The organism is Gracilimonas qinghaiensis (genome assembly GCF_046602855.1).
Classification (GTDB): Bacteria; Bacteroidota; Rhodothermia; order Balneolales; family Balneolaceae; genus Gracilimonas.
In genome coordinates, this window is the sequence record NZ_JBKINJ010000003.1 from 29,184 (window position 1) to 51,457 (window position 22,274).

21 protein-coding genes and 2 tRNA genes are annotated in these 22,274 nt (G+C 42.3%); 8 read left to right on the forward strand and 15 right to left on the reverse strand.

Translation table 11 applies throughout. The features are described from left to right. Positions 1–1,365 (reverse strand): efflux RND transporter periplasmic adaptor subunit, encoded by a 1,365-nt coding sequence (locus ACKGJO_RS14165; RefSeq protein ID WP_411324116.1) that lies wholly within the window; start codon positions 1,363–1,365, stop codon positions 1–3. Positions 1,366–1,574: 209 nt separating this feature from the next. Here ACKGJO_RS14165 and fsa point away from each other — a divergent pair, with 209 nt between their 5' ends. Continuing rightward, a complete protein-coding gene (gene fsa, locus ACKGJO_RS14170) occupies positions 1,575–2,231 on the forward strand; it encodes a fructose-6-phosphate aldolase (protein ID WP_411324117.1) in 657 nt (218 codons plus the stop codon). Positions 2,232–2,305: 74 nt separating this feature from the next. Here the strand turns inward: fsa and ACKGJO_RS14175 are convergent, their stop codons facing one another. The 5 genes from ACKGJO_RS14175 to ACKGJO_RS14195 all read right to left on the reverse strand — a co-directional run bounded on the left by ACKGJO_RS14175 (position 2,306) and on the right by ACKGJO_RS14195 (position 6,764). Continuing rightward, complete coding sequence (locus ACKGJO_RS14175) at positions 2,306–3,853, reverse strand: amidase (protein WP_411324118.1); 1,548 nt, start codon at positions 3,851–3,853, stop codon at positions 2,306–2,308. Positions 3,854–3,945: 92 nt separating this feature from the next. Then, positions 3,946–4,263, reverse strand: coding sequence for a hypothetical protein (locus ACKGJO_RS14180; protein ID WP_411324119.1), 318 nt, complete (start codon positions 4,261–4,263; stop codon positions 3,946–3,948). A gap of 109 nt (positions 4,264–4,372) precedes the next feature. Then, a complete protein-coding gene (locus tag ACKGJO_RS14185; RefSeq protein ID WP_411324120.1) occupies positions 4,373–5,851 on the reverse strand; it encodes a phytoene desaturase in 1,479 nt (492 codons plus the stop codon). A 68-nt stretch (positions 5,852–5,919) separates the two neighbouring features. Further along, positions 5,920–6,582 carry a septal ring lytic transglycosylase RlpA family protein gene (locus ACKGJO_RS14190; RefSeq protein WP_411324121.1) on the reverse strand — a complete coding sequence of 221 codons (663 nt, stop codon included), beginning with the start codon at positions 6,580–6,582 and terminating at the stop codon, positions 5,920–5,922. Positions 6,583–6,691: 109 nt separating this feature from the next. Next, positions 6,692–6,764, reverse strand: a tRNA-Thr gene (locus ACKGJO_RS14195). A gap of 121 nt (positions 6,765–6,885) precedes the next feature. Between ACKGJO_RS14195 and ACKGJO_RS14200 the strand changes: the two genes are divergently transcribed. Continuing rightward, positions 6,886–7,479 (forward strand): rhomboid family intramembrane serine protease, encoded by a 594-nt coding sequence (locus tag ACKGJO_RS14200; RefSeq protein WP_411324122.1) that lies wholly within the window; start codon positions 6,886–6,888, stop codon positions 7,477–7,479. Between the two features lie 7 nt (positions 7,480–7,486). Here ACKGJO_RS14200 and serC read toward each other — a convergent pair whose 3' ends face one another. Beyond that, positions 7,487–8,566 (reverse strand): 3-phosphoserine/phosphohydroxythreonine transaminase, encoded by a 1,080-nt coding sequence (serC, locus tag ACKGJO_RS14205; protein WP_411324123.1) that lies wholly within the window; start codon positions 8,564–8,566, stop codon positions 7,487–7,489. Positions 8,567–8,602: 36 nt separating this feature from the next. Further along, a complete protein-coding gene (locus ACKGJO_RS14210) occupies positions 8,603–9,817 on the reverse strand; it encodes a DUF1015 domain-containing protein (protein ID WP_411324124.1) in 1,215 nt (404 codons plus the stop codon). A 104-nt stretch (positions 9,818–9,921) separates the two neighbouring features. Between ACKGJO_RS14210 and ACKGJO_RS14215 the strand changes: the two genes are divergently transcribed. Further along, positions 9,922–10,251: a DUF1844 domain-containing protein gene (locus tag ACKGJO_RS14215; protein WP_411324125.1), complete on the forward strand. Its 330-nt coding sequence runs from the start codon at positions 9,922–9,924 to the stop codon at positions 10,249–10,251. Next, on the forward strand, positions 10,244–10,666 hold the full coding sequence (locus tag ACKGJO_RS14220; RefSeq protein WP_411324126.1) for an NUDIX hydrolase: 423 nt from the start codon (positions 10,244–10,246) through the stop codon (positions 10,664–10,666). The genes ACKGJO_RS14215 and ACKGJO_RS14220 overlap by 8 nt, the downstream gene beginning before the upstream one ends. A gap of 52 nt (positions 10,667–10,718) precedes the next feature. Here ACKGJO_RS14220 and ACKGJO_RS14225 read toward each other — a convergent pair whose 3' ends face one another. From ACKGJO_RS14225 to proS, 4 genes are all read right to left on the reverse strand, one after another. Next, positions 10,719–11,372, reverse strand: coding sequence for an energy transducer TonB (locus ACKGJO_RS14225; protein ID WP_411324127.1), 654 nt, complete (start codon positions 11,370–11,372; stop codon positions 10,719–10,721). 162 nt (positions 11,373–11,534) lie between these two features. Next, positions 11,535–11,951, reverse strand: coding sequence for a VanZ family protein (locus ACKGJO_RS14230; protein ID WP_411324128.1), 417 nt, complete (start codon positions 11,949–11,951; stop codon positions 11,535–11,537). After that, complete coding sequence (locus ACKGJO_RS14235; protein WP_411324129.1) at positions 11,951–13,450, reverse strand: NAD(P)H-hydrate epimerase; 1,500 nt, start codon at positions 13,448–13,450, stop codon at positions 11,951–11,953. The genes ACKGJO_RS14230 and ACKGJO_RS14235 overlap by 1 nt, the downstream gene beginning before the upstream one ends. Positions 13,451–13,618: 168 nt before the next feature. Further along, complete coding sequence (proS, locus tag ACKGJO_RS14240) at positions 13,619–15,085, reverse strand: proline--tRNA ligase (protein WP_411324130.1); 1,467 nt, start codon at positions 15,083–15,085, stop codon at positions 13,619–13,621. A 299-nt stretch (positions 15,086–15,384) separates the two neighbouring features. Between proS and ACKGJO_RS14245 the strand changes: the two genes are divergently transcribed. Further along, positions 15,385–15,458 (forward strand) — tRNA-Met (locus tag ACKGJO_RS14245). A 117-nt stretch (positions 15,459–15,575) separates the two neighbouring features. Continuing rightward, entirely contained in the window at positions 15,576–16,196 is a 621-nt protein-coding gene (locus ACKGJO_RS14250; RefSeq protein WP_411324131.1) for an NINE protein, read from the forward strand. 154 nt (positions 16,197–16,350) lie between these two features. On the opposite strand, the gene ACKGJO_RS14255 is transcribed toward ACKGJO_RS14250, so the two are convergent. From ACKGJO_RS14255 to ACKGJO_RS14265, 3 genes are all read right to left on the reverse strand, one after another. Further along, complete coding sequence (locus ACKGJO_RS14255) at positions 16,351–18,345, reverse strand: S9 family peptidase (protein ID WP_411324132.1); 1,995 nt, start codon at positions 18,343–18,345, stop codon at positions 16,351–16,353. 114 nt (positions 18,346–18,459) lie between these two features. Then, entirely contained in the window at positions 18,460–19,113 is a 654-nt protein-coding gene (locus ACKGJO_RS14260; RefSeq protein WP_411324133.1) for a LuxR C-terminal-related transcriptional regulator, read from the reverse strand. 137 nt (positions 19,114–19,250) lie between these two features. Then, positions 19,251–19,685 carry a hypothetical protein gene (locus tag ACKGJO_RS14265; RefSeq protein WP_411324134.1) on the reverse strand — a complete coding sequence of 145 codons (435 nt, stop codon included), beginning with the start codon at positions 19,683–19,685 and terminating at the stop codon, positions 19,251–19,253. A gap of 82 nt (positions 19,686–19,767) precedes the next feature. On the opposite strand from ACKGJO_RS14265, the gene aspS reads away from it, so the two are divergent. Both aspS and ACKGJO_RS14275 read left to right on the forward strand, forming a co-directional pair. Beyond that, positions 19,768–21,552 (forward strand): aspartate--tRNA ligase, encoded by a 1,785-nt coding sequence (gene aspS, locus ACKGJO_RS14270; protein ID WP_411324135.1) that lies wholly within the window; start codon positions 19,768–19,770, stop codon positions 21,550–21,552. Continuing rightward, complete coding sequence (locus ACKGJO_RS14275) at positions 21,549–22,256, forward strand: DUF429 domain-containing protein (protein ID WP_411324136.1); 708 nt, start codon at positions 21,549–21,551, stop codon at positions 22,254–22,256. Before aspS ends, ACKGJO_RS14275 begins: the two co-directional genes overlap by 4 nt. Positions 22,257–22,274 lie beyond the last annotated feature (18 nt).

The window sequence follows — 22,274 nt, forward strand, 5'->3', positions numbered from 1 at the left end:
TTAGTTTGAGGTTGAATCGGAATTAGCAGACTGATCTTGACGAAGCTCACGTAGATATGCCGTTCGTTCTTCACGTGACATACCCTGCATCTTTTCTCTGGCTTCGGCTCTTTCTTCTTCACTCATATTTGCTAGCGGATTTTGTCCACCCATGGCTCTATTACTTCCTGAGTTTTGGCCCTCTGTACTGATTTGACGTTCCTCAGGTGTCTGAAACCGTTCTCCTGTGGCAACTGATATTCTTGATCCATCCTCAAGTCCGCTTTGACCGGTAATGATGATCTCATCACTTGGAAGCAGGCCGGACAAGACTTCAATTCTATCGCCTTGTTCAATGCCCAGTTCCAATGGACGACGTTCAGCAACCGTATCCCCTTTGGAGACAAATACGGAATACGTTCTGTCAAGGTCGATAGTGTTAGTTTCAGGATTAATAACCGTTTCAACTTGCTCTACCAGTGCACTTCTTGATACGATCATAACCTGATCCTTGGTAGTTATATTGATTACATTCTCAACTAATATACCCGGGTAAATAGAGTTTCCGGAAGATGTGAGTGTGATCACTACTTCACCAAGCCCTGTGGTTGGATCTAACTGAGGGCTTTTCCGTGATACAACTCCACGGGCACTTACGTCACTTTCGTTGGAAACTCTCATGTTTACTTCCTGTCCGATATCAACTGCACGCCAGTCTTTTACAGGGAGATAAATGCGCGACTCATATCCATTGATACTCGCGATCTGAAATATTTCAGTTCCGGTAGATGCCAGGTCGCCTTCTTCCAAGGCTCTTGAGATCACAACACCATTTACCGGTGACTTGACTTCGGTATTGTTGAAATTTTCTAAAGCTTGTGTAACTGAGGCCCTTGCTGCTTCAAACTGGGAAAGCGAACTTTGATAAGCCGCCTCGGCTATTTCAAGTTCGGCTTCACTTGTAAGATCGCGTTCCATAAGTGTTTGCTGACGCACATATTCAGCACTGTCTCTTTTAACGGCTATTCTGCTTTGCTCAAGCTGAGAGCGTGCCTGGGCCAACTGATCGCGAAAAGTAACATCGTAGATCTTTGCAAGAGTCTGCCCCTGGCTTACCGTATCACCCAGATCTACATAGAGCCTTGTGATACGATTACTTACCTGTGGAAGCACAGAAACTACATTCTGTGCTTTAATATTACCATATGAACGTACCTGTTCTGCAATGGATCCGATCTGAACATCACTGGTTTCTACGCTTGTTGTGCGTTGCCCCGGTCCGCCAAAGCCTGAAAAACCTGATTCACCGTTACCTTCTGAGTTATCACTGCCACAACTAATTAAGGTCATGCTCAGCAAGGCTAATAAAAGAAATTGTTTTTTCACTTGATCTGTGTCTGTTTTTAAAGGTTTCAAGGATCTATTGTAATACACCAAATTTCTAGAGAAAGTTTGGATTCGTGACGTGTTAATTTGTAAAAAAAGGAATATCTCTGATTTGATAGATCCTTTGATTTACAATGAAAATGAATGGGAGGATTGAAATACTTATCTTTATATTTGATGCTAAATTTTAAATAAACTTTCTCACTCGAATGAAATTTTTTATTGATACTGCTGATCTCGACGAAATCAAAGAAGCTAACGATCTCGGTGTTCTTGATGGCGTAACCACAAACCCTAGCCTGTGTGCTAAAATTGGGGTTAAAGATTTTGAAGCCCACATTGCCAAAATATGTAAAATTGTAGATGGTGATGTTTCTGCTGAGGTTGTTTCTACGACATACGAAGAAATGATTGAAGAAGGGCGGCAGATCGCCGCAATTGCTGATAATGTAGTTGTAAAGGTGCCATTGATAAAAGATGGGATTAAAGCCATCAATACATTCTCAGAAGAGGGAATAAAAACAAATTGTACCCTTTGTTTCTCGCCAACTCAAGCTTTGATCGCAGCTAAAGCCGGTGCAACTTACATTTCACCATTTCTTGGAAGATTGGATGATATTTCAACCGATGGGATGCAGCTGATTCGCGATATTGTACAGATCTATGATAACTACGGATACGAAACTGAAGTTCTTGCTGCCAGTATTCGTCACCCAATGCACTTGCTTGAGTGCGCGAAAGAGGGTGCTGATGTGGCAACGATGCCTTTGAATGTGATCAAGAGCTTGTTGAAGCATCCGCTAACTGACAGTGGTTTGGAGCGATTCCTAAAAGACTGGGAAGACCTTCAGGAAAGCTTTAAGTAATTAATTTTCGATTTATAATAAAAATGGGCACTCAAAAGTGCCTATTTTTGTATCAACTGTATTTTGTATGTGAATTAGAATTCGGGGGCTTTTCTTACATTCGTTGCCATCTCGAAAGAATAGGCAATTTCCAAAAGTATTGGCTCACTCCATGCTCTTCCAAAAAATGAAATACCAACTGGAAGGTCGTCAATATATCCCATTGGAACTGTAATGTTGGGATACCCTGAACGCGCAGCCGGAGAACTTGAGGAAACAGCAAAGTTATCCCCATTTGTGAGATCCGTTTTCCAGGCGGGTCCACCGGTCGGGCCGATAATGGCATCCAGGTTGTGTTCGTCCATCACTCGATCTATGCCTTCCTCGCGGGTAATTCTGAGCATACGTTCAAGGGCTTCCTTATATTCTTCGGATTCAAGGCTGCCTTTTTCACTGGCCTGTATCAGGATGTCATGATCAAAGTATCTCATTTCTTCAGGATCATTCAGAGTTGCCTCAACCAGTTCATCCATGTTCTTGACCGGCGCATTATCTCCAAGAGATTCAAAATATTTGTTGAGACCGTCCTTGAACTCGAATAGCATGATCTGATAAGAATCACTGCCTGCATTTTCTTCAGAGATCTGTTCTATTTCAATAACTTCAGCACCTTGCTCTTCCAGCAAACGAACAGTTTCGTGCATCAGAGTATCAACTCTGAAATGGCCACCAAGAGATCCGGTCCAAAGACCGATGCGTTTTCCGGCTAAGCCGTCTTCGTTCAGAAATTGGGTGTAATCCCTGTGGTAGTTACTTTCACTGGCTGTAGTTTTATCATCAGCCGGATCAACACCAACCATAGTGCCAAGGGCAATAGCGGCATCAGTCACGGTTCGAGCCATTGGTCCTGCAGTATCCTGCGTGTAAGAAATAGGAATGATGCCACTTCGGCTTAATAAGCCAACTGTAGGTTTGATTCCAACAAGGCCATTTGCTGAAGAAGGACACGTTATGGATCCATTGGTTTCCGTTCCGATAGCAAAAACGGTCATATTTCCGGATGCAGCTGCTCCAGGACCGGAACTGGAACCGCAAGGGTTTCGGGTGAGATCATAGGGATTATTTACTTGTCCACCCAGTGCACTCCAGCCGCTGGAAGAAAAGCTGCTGTGAAAATTGGCCCATTCACTCAGGTTGGCTTTGCCCAGAATAATGGCACCGGCATCACGTAGTTTATTGGTTATAAAAGCATCCTGAACAGGAATAGAACCCTCTAAAATGTTGGCCCCGGCAGTGGTTGGCATGTCCTTAGTGTCAATATTGTCTTTTAAAACAACCGGGATTCCGTGAAGCGGTCCTCGTGAATTTCCCTCTTGTAATTCAGTATCAAGTTCTTTGGCTGCCTCCAACGTGTTTGGGTTGATGTATAACATCGAATTGAGTTTAGGACCGTTTTGATCTTTTTCAGAGATACGCTCCAAATATGCTGATGTCACTTCTTCTATGGTAAATGAGCCATTTTCATAACCCTCTCTAAGTTCAGCAATAGTTATTTCTTCTAGACCAAGAGCATCAAACTTAGACTGAGTTTGACAGGCTACAAATAGGAGTGGCAGAGCAATTATAAGCAGTAATTTTCTCATCGTATATAGGTTTATTCTATGATTAGGCCATGAATATACAATGGAGACGGCGTACATACATCTTTCTGTTAAGATTTTACAAGATCAGAAAGTTAGATAGATAAAAAGAGTGCCACCCCAAAGATAAGATTTGGTATACTGCCATATTTGGCATCTTCCCAATCGCGCCAGATCAACGCCTGGGACAAAGTTACAGCGGAGACTCCGAAACCCAAGTACAATCCAGAATCAGTCAGATAAAGAGCGGCAGTAATAATGAAAAGAATTGAGGTGATCAGCCAGATCATTCCGGAAGCTTTTGTGATAGGCATTTTAAGTTCTTTGACCTCAGCAAACTCAAAAGCTTTTAAAAAACCAAGCAAATGTATCGATCCGTGTAAAACCATGAATAGTATAAAGGCAGTTTTCATCGAAGGTCCCTCCGTTTATCTATATCAAAAATCTAGGTAAACCTGATTAAGATTTCGTGAAGGGCCAGCGACTTTAGAGAGCCTCTATTCGATAACTGATGTTAGTCTTTTAAGCTTTGCCGATCAGATCCTGGGCAATGATCGATGAAGAAAGCACTCCCGGTAATCCGGCTCCAGGATGAGTTCCAGCTCCCACAAAATACAGGCTATCCACGTCTTCTGATTTATTGTGCGGACGGAACCATGCTGATTGCGTCAGGATCGGTTCAACAGAAAATGCAGACCCTTTATAACTGTTCAATTCATTCTGAAAGTGGAGAGGATCAATATAATGTTCTGCTACCAGGTTTTCCTGAAGATCCGGCAGGTAATTTTCTTCCAGGAAGTTCATGATCTTATCCCGATAGATCGGAGCCATTTCATTCCAGTCGGTTTCACCGTCTAAATGTGGAACCGGAGAGAGTACATAAAATGCCTCATGACCTTTTGGTGCCATCGACGGATCAGTTTTGGTAGGCATGTGTAAGTAGAGGGAGAAATCGTCAGACAGCTTTTTATCGTGGAAGATGTCTGAAAGCAATCCTTTGTAACGCTCACCCAGAATGATATTATGGTGAGCAAGATTTGTGTCGTTATACCGTTTCCTGGTGCCGAAATAGATCACAAATAAAGACATACTGTACTTGGTCTTCTCGATCTTTCGGTCAGTGTATTTTTTGCGATGTTTTGGATTGATCAGGTTCTTATAAGTGAAAGCAACATCTGCGTTTGAGACTACTTCATCAGCCTCCAGTATTTCACCGGTTTTCAGGCGAACACCTACAGCCTTACCATCATTGACAAGGATCTCTTCAACCTCAGTTTCGGTGTGAATTTTTCCGCCTTGCTCAATGATCAATTTTTCCAGACCATTTACAATGGCACCGGTTCCACCCATGGCGTAATGAACACCCCATTCCCGCTCTAAATAATGGATCATAGAATAGATTGAAGTAGTATCAAAAGGATTACCTCCGACTAAGAGAGGATGGAATGAAAAAGCTCTTCTCAGGAATTCATCCTCAATGAACTGGGATACATATTTATATACTGACTGATGCGATTTTAGTTTGATAAGATCCGGAGCTACCTTAAGCATGTCTGTAAATTTGAGGAAGGGCTTGTCAGCCAGTTCTACAAATCCTTTCTCAAATATTGGCTTGGTTGTCTTGATGAACTCTTCGTAGCCTTTTACATCTTCAGGACTTCTTTTCTCAATTTCTGAAAGAATAAAATCGTGATCACTGTTGTAATCAAAACCTTTGCCCTCGTGGTCAAATATTCTGTAGAATGGATCACAAGGCACCAATTCAAAATAATCTTCTCTCTTTTTTCCGGCTGCTTCAAAAATATCATCGAACATGAAAGGAGCAGTTATTACCGTTGGGCCACCATCAAATTTAAAACCATTCTTTTCGTAAACGTAGGCACGCCCGCCAAGTTTGTCTCTTTTTTCAAGTATGGTTACATCGTGACCTGCAGAAAGTAAACGCGATGCTGCACCTAAGCCGCCAAATCCACTTCCAATAACAATGATATTCTTTTTCATAGTAAATGTGATTTTATTCTTTGTGCGGAAAACGGAAAAAAAGGAATAATCAGTCCCGGAAAGAGTAATTAATTTTCGATCTGCTTCACAAACCCGGCAAAGCCCATATCATTGAGGCGTTGCATTTGATGCCTGGCTTCTTCAGGATCTGTGTACGTTCCGTAATAGACGCGATAGAAAGTATTGTCTTTAGCTTCTATGGTTTCAATACGGGTGCCATCAATCTGCTGAACCTGTAATTCAGCTTGTTGAATATCTTTATATGATCCGAGTTGCACGGTGTAGGTGGGAACCTTGAGATCTGTGACGCGCGAATTCTCGAGGTCACCCTCCAGTAGATAAAGCCGAACACGGGCTGTACCCGGACCGATCATCTCTATTTTTTCAGCAGCCCCCTTTGAAAGATCAATGATCCGGTTTTTGGCATAGGGTCCGCGGTCATTGATTCTTACCTGAATAGTTTTACCGTTATCCAGATTTTCAACAAGTAGAATCGTGCCGAATGGGAGAGTACGGTGAGCTGCAGTAATACCATTCATATCATAGATCTCACCGTTTGCAGTCAGTTTTCCATGAAAGTTAGGACCGTACCAGCTAGAGATACCATTCTCAATAGCACGGGTATTTTCAGTAGATGTGTAGTCTGAATCAAGGGTTTCTTTGGACATTCCACAACCGGTTAACACGAAGGCACCCAATACAATGATAACTGTTATTTGTAATGATCTCATGCAGATGATAATAGGTATTTGATATGAAAATATTTTTCGCTTTTCAAAGAAATGCTAAAGCGAGTTTATAAGTTAATTCAAGGGCTGGTGTGTCGGAGACTTTAACTTGAGCCAATAGTCGGACTCGAACCGACGACCTATCCCTTACGAGGGGATTGCTCTACCAGCTGAGCTATATTGGCTTATTACTATATCGGGACTCTGCCACTAAGTTACTTTGACTTTGGTCAGGGTAAATTTACAACACTTTTCGATTCTTCTGCAACAGACCTGTTTTCATCTTAACTTAAAAAGAAAAACTAAATGTCCATTACTATTTCGCTGATCGCTTTAAATGTGTTGGTGTCAGTTGTGACACTTTACGCAGCGCCACAGTTATTCAACAAATTCATGTTGAAGCCTTATCGCACCGTTCGTGAGAAGACCTGGTATGAATTGATCAGTTCAGGCTTTTTGCATGCCGGAATGGGGCACCTTTTTCTGAATATGTTCGTTCTGTTTTTCTTTGGGTTGGTGTTGGAAAGAACCATTGGGCAGGGCCATTTTCTGGCACTTTACTTTACCGGACTTATCGTATCAGGTTTGCCTTCATTATATACCCAAAAAGATAATCCTGAATTTGCCACGGTCGGTGCTTCGGGAGCCGTCGAAGGAGTGCTTTTTGGTTTCATATTTCTTTTTCCGTTAGATCCGATCTATATCATGTTCATTCCAATTGGGATACCGGCTATAATCTTTGGAGTCTTATTTTTGGTGTACAGTGTGTACGCAAGCCGAAAAGAAGGAAAGATAAATCACCAAGCTCATATTGCCGGCGCCCTGTGGGGAGTGGTTTACCTGATCGTATTCGTACCTAATACGATCGATCATTTTCTTACAGTCTTTGGTTTAATCTAAGCAGTCTCTAGCCGTATTTATTTCTGAACTGATTCATGAAACTAACCAATGCCTCAACTGATTCCAGTTTGCAGGCATTATAGATACTGGCACGAATGCCACCTGCACTTCGGTGGCCTTTCAAAGCTAATAGGTCATTCTCAGCTGCTTCTTTTATAAAACGATCTTCAAGAGACTCGTCAGGAAGGCGGAAGGTGACGTTCATTATTGATCTGGAATCTTTATTGGCCGTGCCGTTGTAGAAAGCATTTTTGTCTATCTCACTGTAAAGAAGCCCGGCTTTTTTTGTATTCAATTTCTGAAAATGAGAAATACCACCTTTTTCTTCCACCCATTTGAGTACAAGGTTAACCAAATAAACTGCAAAGGTAGGAGGGGTATTGAATATCCTCTCTGCGTGAGTTCTGTAATCCAGTATGGTGGGTATTTCATTCTTTGATATGGTCTTAAGAAAATCCTTCCTAACCAATACAACCGTTACTCCCGAGGGACCAAGGTTTTTTTGTGCCCCGGCATAGATCAGCCCGTATTTATTGGATTCAAGAGGTCTGGAGATGAAATCAGAGGAGGCATCGCAAACCAGGGGAACGCCATTCGTATTTGGTTCCTTCGAAAACTGGGTTCCATATATAGTGTTGTTGCTGGTAAAATGAACGTAGCGACTTTGATCGTTTAATTTCAGTTCAGAATTTTGAGGAACCCGGCTAAATCCTTCCTCTTCTCCATTGTAAGACTCATTTACATCGCCAAATAATTTAGCCTCTTTGATCGCTTTTTTAGACCAAACCCCGGTGTTGATGTAATCCGCTGTTTCATCCTTTTTTAAAAAATTGAAGGGAACTTGCATGAATTGGGAACTGGCTCCCCCTTGCAAAAACATAATGTGAAACTGATCATCGAGGTCAAGAATGCGATTGAGTCTTTCCTTAGCCTCATTGTCCACTTTGGTGTAAGCCTCGCCTCTGTGACTTTGCTCCATGATGGATGTACCCTGACCATGATAATCCATGAGCTCTTTCCTGGCTATTTCAAGGACTTCATCAGGTAGGGCGGCAGGACCGGCACTAAAATTGTGTACTCGATGCATTTTGACTAAAGTATAGAATTAATTGGTTCTGTTTGATCACTCAAAAGTATGAACAAGGAGTCCAGATCTGAGTTTCGGTTCAAACCATGTGGATTTTGGAGGCATCAATAAACCGGCGTCTGATACCTCAAGCAGTTCCTCGATACTGGTAGGATAGAGGCTGATACCCAGTGCGGCTTCACCTGTATCGACCAGTTTTTCAAGTTCGTCAGTACCTCTGATTCCTCCCACAAAATCAATATTCGGATCCGTTCGTTGATCTTTGATATCTAGAACTGGCTCCAAGACCTGTTTTTGAAGAAGTGAAATATCCAATGAGGAAGCAGGATCAGAACCCTCACTGTTTTCGAGTTCAATACTATACCAGTTATCATTTAGGTAGAAGGCAATGGTTCCCTTTTCCCGGGGAACAGGGTGAGCATTTTTTTTAACGTTGAATCGGGCAGAGAGCTGTTTTAAAAAATCATCAGGAATAGATAGTACGATCCGGTTGTAAGCCATAATTTCGAGCTGATCTGTGGGAAAAAGAACGGCCGGAAAATAATTGTATTCTTCGGAACCGCTATGATCAGGGGCGTTCGAAGCTGATATGTTCGCTGCTCTGGCTGCACTTGCGCATCGGTGATGACCGTCAGCTACATATATCTTTGGGATCTTGTTAAAGGCTTCCGTCAAAGGTGAGTGTTCTTCAACTTTCCATATGGTATGAGATATTCCGTCATCCGTTTTAATGTCGTATAGGGGTGGATTGTGATGGATAAAGTCATTCATGAACTTTGATATGCCCTCAGAATCCCTAAAAGTCAACATAACCGGTTCAGCGTGGGCTTGTTGAGTTACAATGTGTTTGGTTCTGTCATCTTCTTTATCGGGGCGGGTCTTTTCATGTTTGAGAATCACATCTTTATCATAATCTTCTACACTCACACATCCAAAGAGACCGATCTGTGAACGACCATTCATGGTTAGCCTGTAGATATATAATGATTCTTTGTGCTCCTGAAGAAAGACATCTGAGTTCAAAAGACCGTACAAATTTTCTTTCCCTTTCTGATACACTTTTTCATCATAGACAGAAGTTCCGGAGGGATAATCGATCTCAGGCCGAATCACATGCAGAAAACTTTTGTCGTTTCCGTCGGCCATTTCCCTTGCCTCAGATGTGTTGATTACATCGTAGGGAACACAAGCTACTTCTTCTGCAAATTCGGGTTTGGGTCTCCATGCTTTAAAAGGCTTTAAAACGGCCATATTATGTGTATAAATTTGGTTATCCTTAGAATTCTTGAAGGTACATAAAAATGAACTTTATTAAATTTATCACAATCAAATTGTGTAAATAAAAAGAGATTAAAATGGATACAAACAACAAAAATCTGAACGAAGAACAGCAAGAACAGCTACTATTTATGATGCTGATTCAACAGCATCAGCAAATAGCCATGATGAGTCTAGGTAAACTCCAAAACCCGGCTACGCAGGAAATGGAAAAAGACCTATCCTCAGCTAAGTATGCTATTGATACTCTGGCGATGCTAAAAAAATATACCAAAGGAAACCTTTCAGATGAGGCTTCGGGGTATCTTGAACAGACTCTTACGACCCTACGGCTCAATTATGCCGATGAGAAGAAAAAAGAAAAAGAACAGGGTGGAGAAGAAAAGAAAAACGCAGACAGTGAGTAATACTGAAACAGAGCCGATAACGGCGGCAGGCGGAATTGTATATCGATTAGATAAGGACCAGCGCCCTGAGGTTTTGATGATTTTCAGGAATGGGGTTTGGGATCTTCCCAAAGGAAAGCATGAAGAAGGAGAGACGATTGAGATGTGTGCTGCCCGGGAGGTATCTGAAGAAGTGGGAAGTAAAATTCCATCCCTTGTAAAAAAACTGGGAGAAACCTATCATGAATATCCTGAGAATGGGAAGATCATGGGTAAAACGACTCATTGGTATTCCATGATATTTACACAGGAAGAAGATTTGGTTCCTCAGAAAGAAGAGGGTATCGAAAAGATAGAATGGATGCCGTTAAACAAGGCTGTCAAAATAGCCGGCTATAATAATTTGAAAGATATCCTGAAAAAATTCATGACATAAAAAAAGGTGTGATCGTTTGATCACACCTTATAATCTTTCAAAAAAGATAGAATTAGTTCTCTAAGCGGAAATTAATAGAGAGTGCATATTGCACGCGAACGGGGCGTCCACGCTGCATTCCAGGCTCAAACTCTGCCTGTTGAACTGCTTTAAGAGCTTCCTCATCACAGCCACCGCCAATGCCGCGAACAACACGTGCGTTTTCAACTTTCCCTTGCTCATTTACAATGAACTGAACGGTGACACGCCCTTCAATACCGGCACGTCGAGCCATTTCGGGATATTTTACACTTCCCTGAAGCTTGGCCATACCACCTATAAGTTTAGGCATTTCTTCTACTACCACGAAGAAATCTTCTTCTTCTTCCTCTTCTTCAGGTGGAGGAGGCAGATCCATAGGTGCATCGAAATCTAATTCCGCATCAAGGTCGATCATTTCATCTTCAATGATCTCATCGTTTGGAACTTCAACAGGCACCGGTGGTCTGGGTGGTGGAGGTGGAGTTTCAATTTGTTTGGTTTGAACGATCTCTTCCATTTCAACAACTTCCTGCTCGTTAAGTTCAACTACACGGGGTCCTTCGGATTCCAGTGTCACATTTACAGCAGTAATCATTAAAAGCAGTGCAAGGATCAAACCTGCCTCTAAATAGACAGTATAGGATCTCTTGAGATCGGCTTTTGGTGATTTTCTTTCGTTTCTCATAATTCAGGTACAGAGTTAGTCAGTTATAATCCGCTAAAAAGAACGGAATTTTATCGATACTGTGCAAGTAATCAGTTGTTAATTTAACTAAATACTCAGGACAATTTAAGTTCCTGTTTGCATTAGGCATCTACATTCAATCAAATTAATCTATCTAAAAGATTAAATAGCATTATCATGTGGGGTTGGAGAAAACTGTGTCACGGTTTTAGAGAGGATATATAATATTATTACTGCCGCGGCCGTGCCGGTAATATCAGCTACAAGGTCCAGTAATTCAGGACTTCTTCCGGTGGGAAGTAAGTGTTGAAGAACCTCGATAAGGACACCAAATGCAGACCCGCCCATAAAGATGGTCATCAATTTAAAATTTCCCTTTAAAAATCTTACGATTCCAAAAAAGAATGTCCAGGCTCCAAACATGACAAAGTGTACAAACTTATCCAGGCCGTAAAATGAACGTGGCACGCTATAATCTACAGGAAACAGTGTTCCATAGAGAATTCCTACAGTAGATATAATGAGCAGGATCAGATAAAGTTTTACTGAGCGTGTCAGTTGCTTAAAAGGTTTCGTCATTAAATGATATCAATTGGTTCTAACACCCCGGAATGTGATGAATAATAATTATTTGCTTTGTCTTTGCCGTCCAATAATGCCTTGAAACATGCGACCTCAGCATCTTTTGAGATCAACCAATAGGCAGATACTTTGCCTGCCAGAACATCCCCGAATCCGGCGCGAGTAAAAGCCCGGGTATCATATCCTGTTATATAGGCGTTCCCGGTTTCTGTTCCAACAATGCCCGGCATCCCCTTAGATAATATAATAATATTTTTTTCTGCTGCTAAAGCTTTGACCCCAATCAGTCTCTCATGGTCAAATTTAATGTCCTTACTGGCCAGTGTTCTCAGTTCACCGGGGTGTGGGGTCAGGATCCAGTTTGCAGATTTTGGTTTATCGATCTCATCAAGTTCTGATAAAGCGAAAAGGGCATCAGCATCGATGACTGCATCTCCCTGATAATCCGCAAGTAACTTTTGTGCGAACTCTATGGTGTCCGGGTTACGGCCAAGTCCAGGGCCGATGAGCATTTTTCCGGGTTTTTCACTCAGGATCTTCAGTACTTCATCGAGATGAGATTCCTTGAAAAATATGTCTTTGCGGTCTCCAACGGGTTTCTTGATGATCTGTTCAAGCTGTTTCTCATAAATTTCCAGCAATCCCTTCGGTGTGATGAGCACTACTGCTCCCAATCCAGTCGACCAGGCACTTCTCGCTGATAGAATTCCCGCTCCGGTCAAGCCTTCTGAACCTGCTATGATGTAAAGCACTCCACCATCATATTTATGTTCTCTGATCTGTTGCGTTGGTGCATCACTGTCTACCCAGTGTTCGTCGATCAGATAGGCTGAGGCTTTTTTGTACTTATTGGGGAATGAAAGTTCGCACAATATAACCTCGCCGGTCGTATCAAAACCATCATTTAGATAAAATCCGGATTTTAAGGCACCGAAACTCAGGGTGAAATCAGCCTGAACTGTTGAGCCCATAACTTGTCCGGTATCGGCATTTAATCCGGTTGGTACATCCAGGGCAAATACCGGTGCTACTTGTTCATTGATCCAATCGATGGCGTCTGAATAGGGAGCTCGAACTTCGGAATCCAGTCCTGTTCCCAACATGCCATCCACTACAAAATCGTAATCTTTCGGGGTGAAACCATCCCAATCTAAGATCTCGATCTCACTATCCAGCTTTTGGAGGAGCTCAAAGTTCTTATCTGCATCCGGACTCAGATCATCGGATGCTGATAGAAAACACACTGTGATCTTATAATTCTGTTGAGAAAGAAGTCGGGCAATAACCAACGCATCGCCTCCATTATTTCCCTTTCCACAGAAGAATATACCATGTGAACCGCCCGGCACTTCAGACATAATGATATCAGCGGCCCGTGTACCGGCAATTTCCATCAGTGTAAATCCATCGATCCCAAACTCTGAAATGGTGTTTTCATCCATAAACCGGGATTGTTCAGCCGAGCAGAGATAATATTGATATGGAATTTTTGGCATTTGTTATTTATGAATTGTCATTGCGAGAGATTCAGCGAACGAAGTGAGTAAATCTCGTGGCAATCTCCCGGAATTGAGCTCACAGTTCATATCAGGGAGATTGCTTCGTTGAAAAACAGATAAAACCTGGACAAACATAGTTGGCTCCTCGCAATGACGATTTAGTTTTTAGTACGACACGGCAAACAACACTTTTTGCTTTGAAGGCTTGCCGGTGACCATGCATTTGCCTTCTTCGCCTTTTTCCAATGGAATAAGGCGGATGGTAGCTTTGGTATCATTTTTGATCTTTTCTTCCGTTTCCGGTGTTCCATCCCAATGTGCCCAGATGAATCCACCTTTCTCTTCGATCATTTTTTGAAATTCTTCATAAGAATCTGCTTCCCGGGTATTTTCATCACGCCGCTTTTTAGCCTTATCAAATAGTTCATCCTGAATATTATTAAGTAGTTTTGTTACCCTTTCACCAAGTCCTTCCCGACTTTCGATATTTTTGGATTTCAGATCACGACGGGCAAGTTCCACATTGTTGTTTTCAAGATCGCGGGGTCCAACAGCAATTCGAAGCGGTATTCCGGCTGCCTCATGTTCGGCAAATTTGTAACCGGGGTTGTAATTGTCACGGTCATCCACTTTGATGCGAACACCCAATTCCTTCAGTTCATCATAAATGGCATCGGCATATTGAAGTACGGATTCGCGTTGCTCATCACTGCGATAAATTGGAACCACCACCACTTGGGTTGGTGCCAGTTTTGGAGGAAGAACAAGCCCCTGATCATCAGAGTGTGTCATGATCAATCCACCGATCAGACGCGTTGAAACGCCCCAGCTTGTGGCCCACACCAATTTATGCTCGCCATCTTTGTCCTGAAATTTCACATCAAAAGCCTTGGCGAAATTTTGCCCCAGGAAGTGAGAAGTTCCGGCCTGCAGGGCTTTCCCATCCTGCATCAAGGCTTCAATGCAATAGGTATCAACGGCTCCGGCAAAACGTTCGCTTTCGGTTTTCACCCCTTTCAAGACAGGCATTGCCATCCATTCTTCTGCAAAGGTTGCATATACATCCAGCATTTGCAGTGTCTCTTCTACGGCTTCCTCTTTAGTGGCATGGGCCGTGTGCCCTTCCTGCCATAGAAATTCCATGGTTCTGAGGAACAGTCTGGTACGCATTTCCCAGCGGACAACATTGGCCCATTGGTTCACCAATATTGGGAGGTCACGGTAGGATTGTATCCAGTTTCTGTAAGTATCCCAAATGATGGTTTCTGAAGTAGGACGAACGATCAGCTCTTCTTCGAGCTTTGATTCCGGATCCACCTCTACGCCACCGTCAACGCTTTTGAGTCGACTGTGCGTTACAACGGCACATTCTTTCGCAAAACCTTCCACATGCTGTGCTTCTTTGGAAAGAAATGATTTGGGGATAAAGAGCGGGAAGTAGGCATTTTCATGGCCGGTATCCTTGAACATCTGATCGAGGGCGTTACGCATATTTTCCCACAGTGCCATTCCGTTTGGGCGGATCACCATGCTTCCGCGCACCGGTGAGTGTTCAGCCAGTTTTGCTTCCCGAACGACGTCCAGATACCATTGTGAATAATCTTTTTCCTGCGTTGTTATGTTTTTAGCCATGAACCTGTTTTAAATTGATTTTCTTTATAAGTGGGAAGTTAAGAAACTTAGCGTAGAGAATAAGGCAGGTAGACTGAAAAAATGTTTGGGTGGAAAATGTTTGAAAACTTTTTTAAAACCTCGTTGCCAAGCACCGATATGGTAATGCAGTCTCGGAAGCTCCAACTTTCCTGATTACCTCTTAAGTATGAACTATTTTGTTCATTGTGGCTATTCCACATTGGATTGTAGTCAAAAAAAATGTTTTACCCTTTGTATTATAAACTCGTATATTTGATGCTCTTTATGAAAAGAAATATGCCGTGGTAGCTCAGATGGTTAGAGCGCACGACTCATAATCGTGAGGTCGACGGTTCAATTCCGTCCCACGGTACATATATAAAGCCTGATTCTTCGTTGGATCGGGCTTTTTTATTTTAAGCCTATTTCTGATTCTGAAACAAATGATAATTTAATCCGAATAGGATAGGTGTTAAATCAATAGGGCAATATGCGGATATCAGAAGAATATGAGATCGCTATAGTAGCGGATCAGGCACTTTACAAAGCTCTTCAGAAATATGAAGAGATATCAGAGGTGGATGGGACTGATTCCAGGTCTGATCTCATGATCACGATACATGATTCCATTCGAAATCTGAGAAGAAAGATCGACGCTTATCTTCAGGATAAACTATCAATGGAGAGAGTAATAGAAGAATTTATCTTTGAGTATCAGGTATTACAGAGTGAATTGGAGATACGAAAAAGTGAATCGGCCAAGCCAAGGATATTTGCCAAAAAGCTGATGTCCAGCTATGAAGATTTTATAGCAAAAGTGGGCGGCATTAAAAAACTATCTATTATTCAGGGAATCGACGTTCCCGGTTTTGAGAAAAAATCTAAGGCAAAAGCTTATCTATTTTGGTTCATATCCTTTTTTGGGATCTTTGGCTTTCATCGTTTTTACCTTGGTAAGATAGGAACCGGGATCGCATGGATATTGAGCGGAGGTGTTTTAGGCTTAGGGGCACTTTATGATTTGTTCGCACTCTCTTCTATGGTGGATGAGTATAACAATTATCACGAATTGAGGGGTATAAAGATGAAACACCTTAATTCCAATAAATAGAACCATAAAAAAAGCCGCCCTCAACTCAATGAGTGGCGGCAGATATCATCTACAGACGGCTATTACCCCATTTGCATAATTAATTTACATTAATAGGGCATGGCCGTCAATGGTGAGAATTACGTAATTTGCCTACGTAATTTCACGTAGCTTGCTACTCATTACTTCTAACATACGTGTCAAACCAACCGAGGTATCGCTCAAAGCGATCTTTTTGAAAGGTGGGTTTTCGAATTCCGTGATGTTCTCCCGGATAAACCACAAGCTGAGTCTCAAGCCCAAGTCGCTTCATAGCCTGATACATTTGCTCTGATCCCAGAATAGGTACGTTCCAGTCTTCAGCACCACCTATCCAGAGCGTTGGAGTCGTGACCTTGCCTACATCGTTGAACGGAGATATTCGTTCCCATTTCTCCGGTGTGACCCAAGGAAGTCCCAACTCCTTTTCCCAGGTTAGTTGATAATGATCATGTCCGTAATTAGAACGGTATAGGGTTTCACTGGCTCCGGAAATGGCTCCTTCAAACCGGTCTGTTTTGGTGATCACATAATTCGTGAGGATCCCGCCATAGGACCATCCGCCAACACCAAGTTTATTGGGGTCAGCTACAGCTTTTTCAATAGCGTGATCTACACCGGCCATCACATCCTCAAAATCTTTATTGCCCCAATCTGCAAACAAGACCTCAGAAAATTCTTGTCCATAGCCCGAGGAACCTCTGGGGTTGATCAACAGAACTGCATAACCGTTAGCTGCATACAACTGAGGAATGAAACTAAAGCTGTGCTCATACTGCGCCACCGGGCCGCCATGGATCCAGAGGATTGTCGGCAACTTCTCATTTCCATCATATTCAGCGGGGGTAACCAGAAAACCCTCAATTGGAGTACCATCTTCACTGTTGAACCGGATCTCTTCCATCTGAGCTAGTTTTTTCTGGTCAAGAAGCCCATCATTAACGTGTGTAATTCTGTTCAGTTCAGCATTTTTCCAAACGTGAATTTCATGTGGTCTGTCAAAAGTAGCTTGTAAGGTAGCGATAGTGTTGTTTTCAATGTCAAAGCTACTTACGCTCAGGTCCCCTGATAGGACTCTCTTTAAATTTCTTCCATTTGGAGAAATAGATGCAAGTTGTGTCTCACCACGGTCTTCCAAAAGGAACCAGATATTATTACCGTCTTCAGAATAGGTTGGTGAAGAGATGTTACGATCCAGATCATCAAGCAGGATGCGAGAATTACCGTTACCGTTACCGTTGGCGTCAGAAATAGTCAGCTTGTTAGTAGCATACCAGATGGCGCTTGTATCTATAACAGAAGTGTGGACAATTGATCTTCCATCCGGGCTCCAGGCCGGGGAAGAGTCACCACCCGGATTTTCAGTAATTTTAGTTAGTGCTTTGCCCGGGATATTCGCATCAACTACCCAAATATCGCTGTTTATATTGCCGTCTGGATTTGATGTTCGGTTACTGACAAATGCGATCTTATTTCCATCGGGACTCCATACCGGCTGAGAATCATCATAATCTCCAAAGGTGAGTTGAACAGCGGAAGTATCACCGGGCGTGAAGGTGTAGATATGTGTTCTTCGTCTATCTAAATAACCGACGTAATCTCGTTTGAACTGAAGCCGGTCGATCACATAGGGTTCAGGTCGTTCCGACTCCTCTTTTTTGTCCTTTATCAAAAGTAAAAGTCGATCACTTTTTGGTGACCATTCAAAATCTGATACACCTTGTTCAATATTCGTAAGCTGTACAGCTTCGCCGCCTTTCATATTCAATGTCCAAACCTGTGTTTTCTCCACCTCACCTCTCGATGCCATGAATGATAGGTATTTCCCATCCGGACTCCATTTTGGACTGCTTGCTGAGTATCCCTCGGCAGTCATTGGCAAGGCCTTGCCTCCATCAACCGGACTCATCCAGATACGGGTTTCGCGACTGTCATCTTCATAATCTGTTTCAGTAACAGTATAGGCGATCCACTTGCCTTCAGGACTAATGACAGGTGATCCTACATTTTTTAGTTTAAAATAATCTTCAATAGAAAACTCAGTTTTGGACGACTGAGCAAGAGATCGATCCGGGATTACTATGATGAGTGAGAAAAGAAGCAGATAAAAAGGAAAGTACTTGAATTTCATAACTGTAAGTTTATAGTAAGATTATGATAGGCAGAGTGTTAAATCGTCAAAGCCTTCTGAATATATAACAAATCAGAACTCATGCACTTAAAAAATAGTAAAGTGAGGAGATTTTTATAGAAGAGCTTGCTCATTTTCCATGGCAAACCGAACCAAGGCAGCGGTATTTCTGAGATCCAGTTTTTTAAGAAGATTGGTTCGGTGCTTTTCTACTGTTCGTGGGCTGATATAAAGTTTGTCTGCTATCTCAGTGCTGGTGAGCCCTTCTGTGAGTAAGCCAAGGATCTCGCGCTCTCTTTTAGTGATAGACTTGACAGGGTCGGGGCGTTTTTTCTTTTGGGCGAGGCGTTTGTATTCTTCTGTCATCATTCTGGAGAATTGCTTACCAAGATATCTCTCACCTTTGGCTACTTTTTCAGCGGCATCAATAAGTTCCAGACGGTGAGCAGATTTATGTATGAGCCCATATGCACCTGAATCCAGAAACTCGTTCAAGGTTTTGCGGTTTGTTTCATCAGCAAGCAATAGGATATTGGCATCGGGATCTCTGTCAATGATCTTTTTGGCGATAATAATGCCTTCCATTTCGGGCATAAAAAAGGAGAGTATACACAGGTCGGGCCTTACGCTTTCATAAGCGGTTAAAACCAGGGCTCCGTTATCGATCTCACTTTGAATTTCAAATGTTCCTTCAGTGCGTAAGATCGCACTTAGCCCGTGCCTGAATATTTCGTTGCCGTCTGCAACAATAGTGTCGATGATATTCATTTTACCTCCCCAGGTAGAATGGTTCCCTCCACGACCCACTCGCAGAAGGGCATATAATGTAGTTAAAAATGAGGTAATTGCGCTAATTTAATTTTAACGCATTATTCATGCGCTTTTTTTTATTGCAAAATCACTACTTAAAAAATGATGAGTTTACTTAAAATGTATAGGCTAAGCCCAGATTTTAAAGACCATAAGACAGTCCTCAACCAATTGGTTAATACTAAATTTTTGATCACATTATGATCTTTTGAAGACTCAAGTTTATTATGAGCCGGAACCGAGAAAAGACCTGTTGAAGCCCATATAAGAATAACGATATAAAAACCGACAGCATTAAGGCTTAGAAAACCATCAAACCACGCCAATCCAAACGAAGTTGCGAGTTCAACAACCATTACCGGAATCACGATCTTATCGATACTATTCACATGGTGAAGTTGAAAGGCTTTGAAGTTATCACTTCCTACATAGTGAAATGAGGGATAGTGAACGAGCTGAACGATCCATATAAGCCCGGTCATGAAAAAAGTAGCGAAAGTATTTATCAGAAAAATGAGTTCCTGCGACATTGATTAAGCGATTCGTTTACATTATGCGTATTTTCAGCGCCTTAACAACCAAAAGTTTTCACTTTACGATTCATCTAAAAGAATGACCCTTAAAAGAACACATACCTGCGGAGAACTTACAGCAGAAAATATTGGCGAAGAAGTAATTTTAAATGGATGGGTTGGACCCCGCCGTGACCTGGGCGGTGTTATATTCATAGATCTGCGTGACCGTTATGGCGTAACTCAGGTTGTATTTACCGAAGAAGATGATCAGCTGCATGAGAAAGCAGAACAATTGCGCGCTGAATATGTGATCGGTGTTAAAGGTAAAGTCATCACGAGGGGTGAAGAGAATTTAAATCCCAAAATGCCAACGGGTGAGATTGAGATCGAAGCGACAGACCTTGTGATCTATTCCGCAGCTGATACCCCTCCGTTTGAAATCAAAGACGGCATTTCAACAAATGAAGATGTAAGGCTTAAATACCGATATCTGGATCTAAGAAGACCGGAGGTTCAGGAAAAGATTATGCTGCGTTCGAAGTTCTATCAGTCGGTTCGTCAATTTTATCACGATCTCAATTTTGTAGAAGTGGAAACTCCGGTATTGATGCGCAGTACACCTGAAGGAGCGCGTGATTACCTGGTGCCCAGCCGTGTGAATGCCGGAAAGTTCTTTGCATTGCCTCAGAGTCCGCAGACGTACAAGCAGCTTTTGATGGTTTCAGGCTATGATAAATATTTTCAGATCGTGAAGTGTTTTAGGGATGAAGACTTACGTGCTGATCGTCAGCCCGAGTTTACTCAGATAGATGTCGAAATGAGTTTTGTGGATGAGGAAGATGTGTATGAAACCCATGAATCGCTCTGGAAAAAAGTATTTAAAGATACTATCTGTTATGAAGTGGAAACGCCTTTTCCACGAATGACCTATGAGGAAGCAATGAATACTTACGGGTCTGATAAACCGGATATTCGTTTTGGACTGGAGTTTAAAGACTTCTCAGATATTGTTAAAGATGCAGAGTTTAAAGTTTTTTCTGATACGGTTAAAAAAGGAGGCGGTGTAGTTGGAATTACTGTTCCTGGTCAGGGTAATATGGGGCGCGGTGCTATTGACCGTCTAACCGATCGCGTAAAACAGGAAACCGGCGCAGGTGGGCTTATATATATCAAGATGCAGGATGACGGGCCACTTTGCAGTGTGGCTAAATTCCTGACTGACGAGATCGTGGATCAAATGGTTGAGAAATCAGAAGCCAAACAGGGTGATCTGGTGTTGATCCTGGCCGGGCCAAAACCCAATGTTCTCAAGCAACTTGGGCAGCTACGATTGATGATGGGCAAGGAGTTCGACCTGATCGACGAGACAAAATATAACTTTCTATGGGTAACTGAATTTCCATTGCTTGAATGGGATGAAGAAACGCGACGTTATCATGCGATGCACCATCCATTCACCTCACCAAGAGAAGAAGATTTGGAACTAATGGATTCGGATCCTGGAAGAGTAAAAGCACGAGCCTACGACCTGGTACTGAACGGAAATGAGCTCGGTGGCGGTTCCATACGTATCCATGATCAGAAAATGCAACGTAAAGTTTTTGAACTTTTAGGGATCGGGGAACGTGAAGCTGAAGAAAAATTCGGATTCCTGCTCGATGCTTTTAAATATGGAGCTCCTCCACACGGAGGCATAGCTTTTGGAGTGGATCGGGCCGTGATGTTACTGACCGGGGCAAAAAGCCTTCGAGATGTTATTGCGTTTCCTAAGAACCAGAAAGCACAAAGCATGATGGATAATTCCCCTGATGTAGTAGATGAACATCAGCTGGACGAATTGCATATTCAGATAAAGAAGAACATTAAAGATCAATTAAAGTGAAAACAGCAGGAATAGACGGTTGTAAAGCGGGCTGGATCCTCATCACATTTGATGAAGGTGATGAAAAGTACGAAGTGCTTAGAAATAGGGAGGATTTGAAGAATGCTTTTGAGACCTTTGACAGAATATTCATTGACATGCCGATCGGTCTTGAGGATGAAAATTATACTCGTGAGGCAGATGCTTTATTACGTAACAAAGTTGGTGGTGATTACGCCTCAAGTGTATTCAGCCCACCGATACGGCCAGCACTGATGGCACCCTCGTATGTGGAGGCAAATATGATCAGCCATGAGTACACCGATAAGAAACTGACTTTGCAGTCATGGAATATCACACCAAAGATCCAGCTAGTGGATGAATTGCTGCGAGCTGATGAAAGCCTGAGGGATAAGGTTCTGGAATCTCATCCTGAATTGCTTTTTCAAACCATAAACGGAGGGATGATCTATCAAAAGAAAAACCTGAAAAAAGGAATAAAGCATCGTTTAAAACTGATCGAAGACCGAGAGCCTATTGCAGATGACTTCTTCCGGGATATCAAGGAAGATTTTCGGCGTAATGAAGTCGAAGAAGATGATATAGTGGACGCGATGGTATTGGCTTATTCCGCTAAGATCTCTGAGGAAAAAGGCATAAAAACCTTGCCGGAAGATTTTGAGTATGACTCAGAAGGAATGCGTAAAGCAATACACTACGTTTAAAATATCGCATATTGAATA

Bases quoted from the DNA above. Each gene is read 5' to 3' on its own strand.
- ACKGJO_RS14255 (WP_411324132.1), bottom strand. From the start codon at position 18,345: ATGAAATTCAAGTACTTTCCTTTTTATCTGCTTCTTTTCTCACTCATC.
- ACKGJO_RS14230 (WP_411324128.1), bottom strand. From the start codon at position 11,951: ATGACGAAACCTTTTAAGCAACTGACACGCTCAGTAAAACTTTATCTG.
- ACKGJO_RS14215 (WP_411324125.1), top strand. From the start codon at position 9,922: ATGGATACAAACAACAAAAATCTGAACGAAGAACAGCAAGAACAGCTA.
- serC (WP_411324123.1), bottom strand. From the start codon at position 8,566: ATGCATCGAGTACACAATTTTAGTGCCGGTCCTGCCGCCCTACCTGAT.
- ACKGJO_RS14210 (WP_411324124.1), bottom strand. From the start codon at position 9,817: ATGGCCGTTTTAAAGCCTTTTAAAGCATGGAGACCCAAACCCGAATTT.
- ACKGJO_RS14235 (WP_411324129.1), bottom strand. From the start codon at position 13,450: ATGCCAAAAATTCCATATCAATATTATCTCTGCTCGGCTGAACAATCC.
- ACKGJO_RS14250 (WP_411324131.1), top strand. From the start codon at position 15,576: ATGCGGATATCAGAAGAATATGAGATCGCTATAGTAGCGGATCAGGCA.
- ACKGJO_RS14190 (WP_411324121.1), bottom strand. From the start codon at position 6,582: ATGAGATCATTACAAATAACAGTTATCATTGTATTGGGTGCCTTCGTG.
- ACKGJO_RS14175 (WP_411324118.1), bottom strand. From the start codon at position 3,853: ATGAGAAAATTACTGCTTATAATTGCTCTGCCACTCCTATTTGTAGCC.
- ACKGJO_RS14185 (WP_411324120.1), bottom strand. From the start codon at position 5,851: ATGAAAAAGAATATCATTGTTATTGGAAGTGGATTTGGCGGCTTAGGT.
- fsa (WP_411324117.1), top strand. From the start codon at position 1,575: ATGAAATTTTTTATTGATACTGCTGATCTCGACGAAATCAAAGAAGCT.
- ACKGJO_RS14265 (WP_411324134.1), bottom strand. From the start codon at position 19,685: ATGTCGCAGGAACTCATTTTTCTGATAAATACTTTCGCTACTTTTTTC.
- proS (WP_411324130.1), bottom strand. From the start codon at position 15,085: ATGGCTAAAAACATAACAACGCAGGAAAAAGATTATTCACAATGGTAT.
- ACKGJO_RS14225 (WP_411324127.1), bottom strand. From the start codon at position 11,372: ATGAGAAACGAAAGAAAATCACCAAAAGCCGATCTCAAGAGATCCTAT.
- aspS (WP_411324135.1), top strand. From the start codon at position 19,768: ATGACCCTTAAAAGAACACATACCTGCGGAGAACTTACAGCAGAAAAT.
- ACKGJO_RS14180 (WP_411324119.1), bottom strand. From the start codon at position 4,263: ATGAAAACTGCCTTTATACTATTCATGGTTTTACACGGATCGATACAT.
- ACKGJO_RS14200 (WP_411324122.1), top strand. From the start codon at position 6,886: ATGTCCATTACTATTTCGCTGATCGCTTTAAATGTGTTGGTGTCAGTT.
- ACKGJO_RS14260 (WP_411324133.1), bottom strand. From the start codon at position 19,113: ATGAATATCATCGACACTATTGTTGCAGACGGCAACGAAATATTCAGG.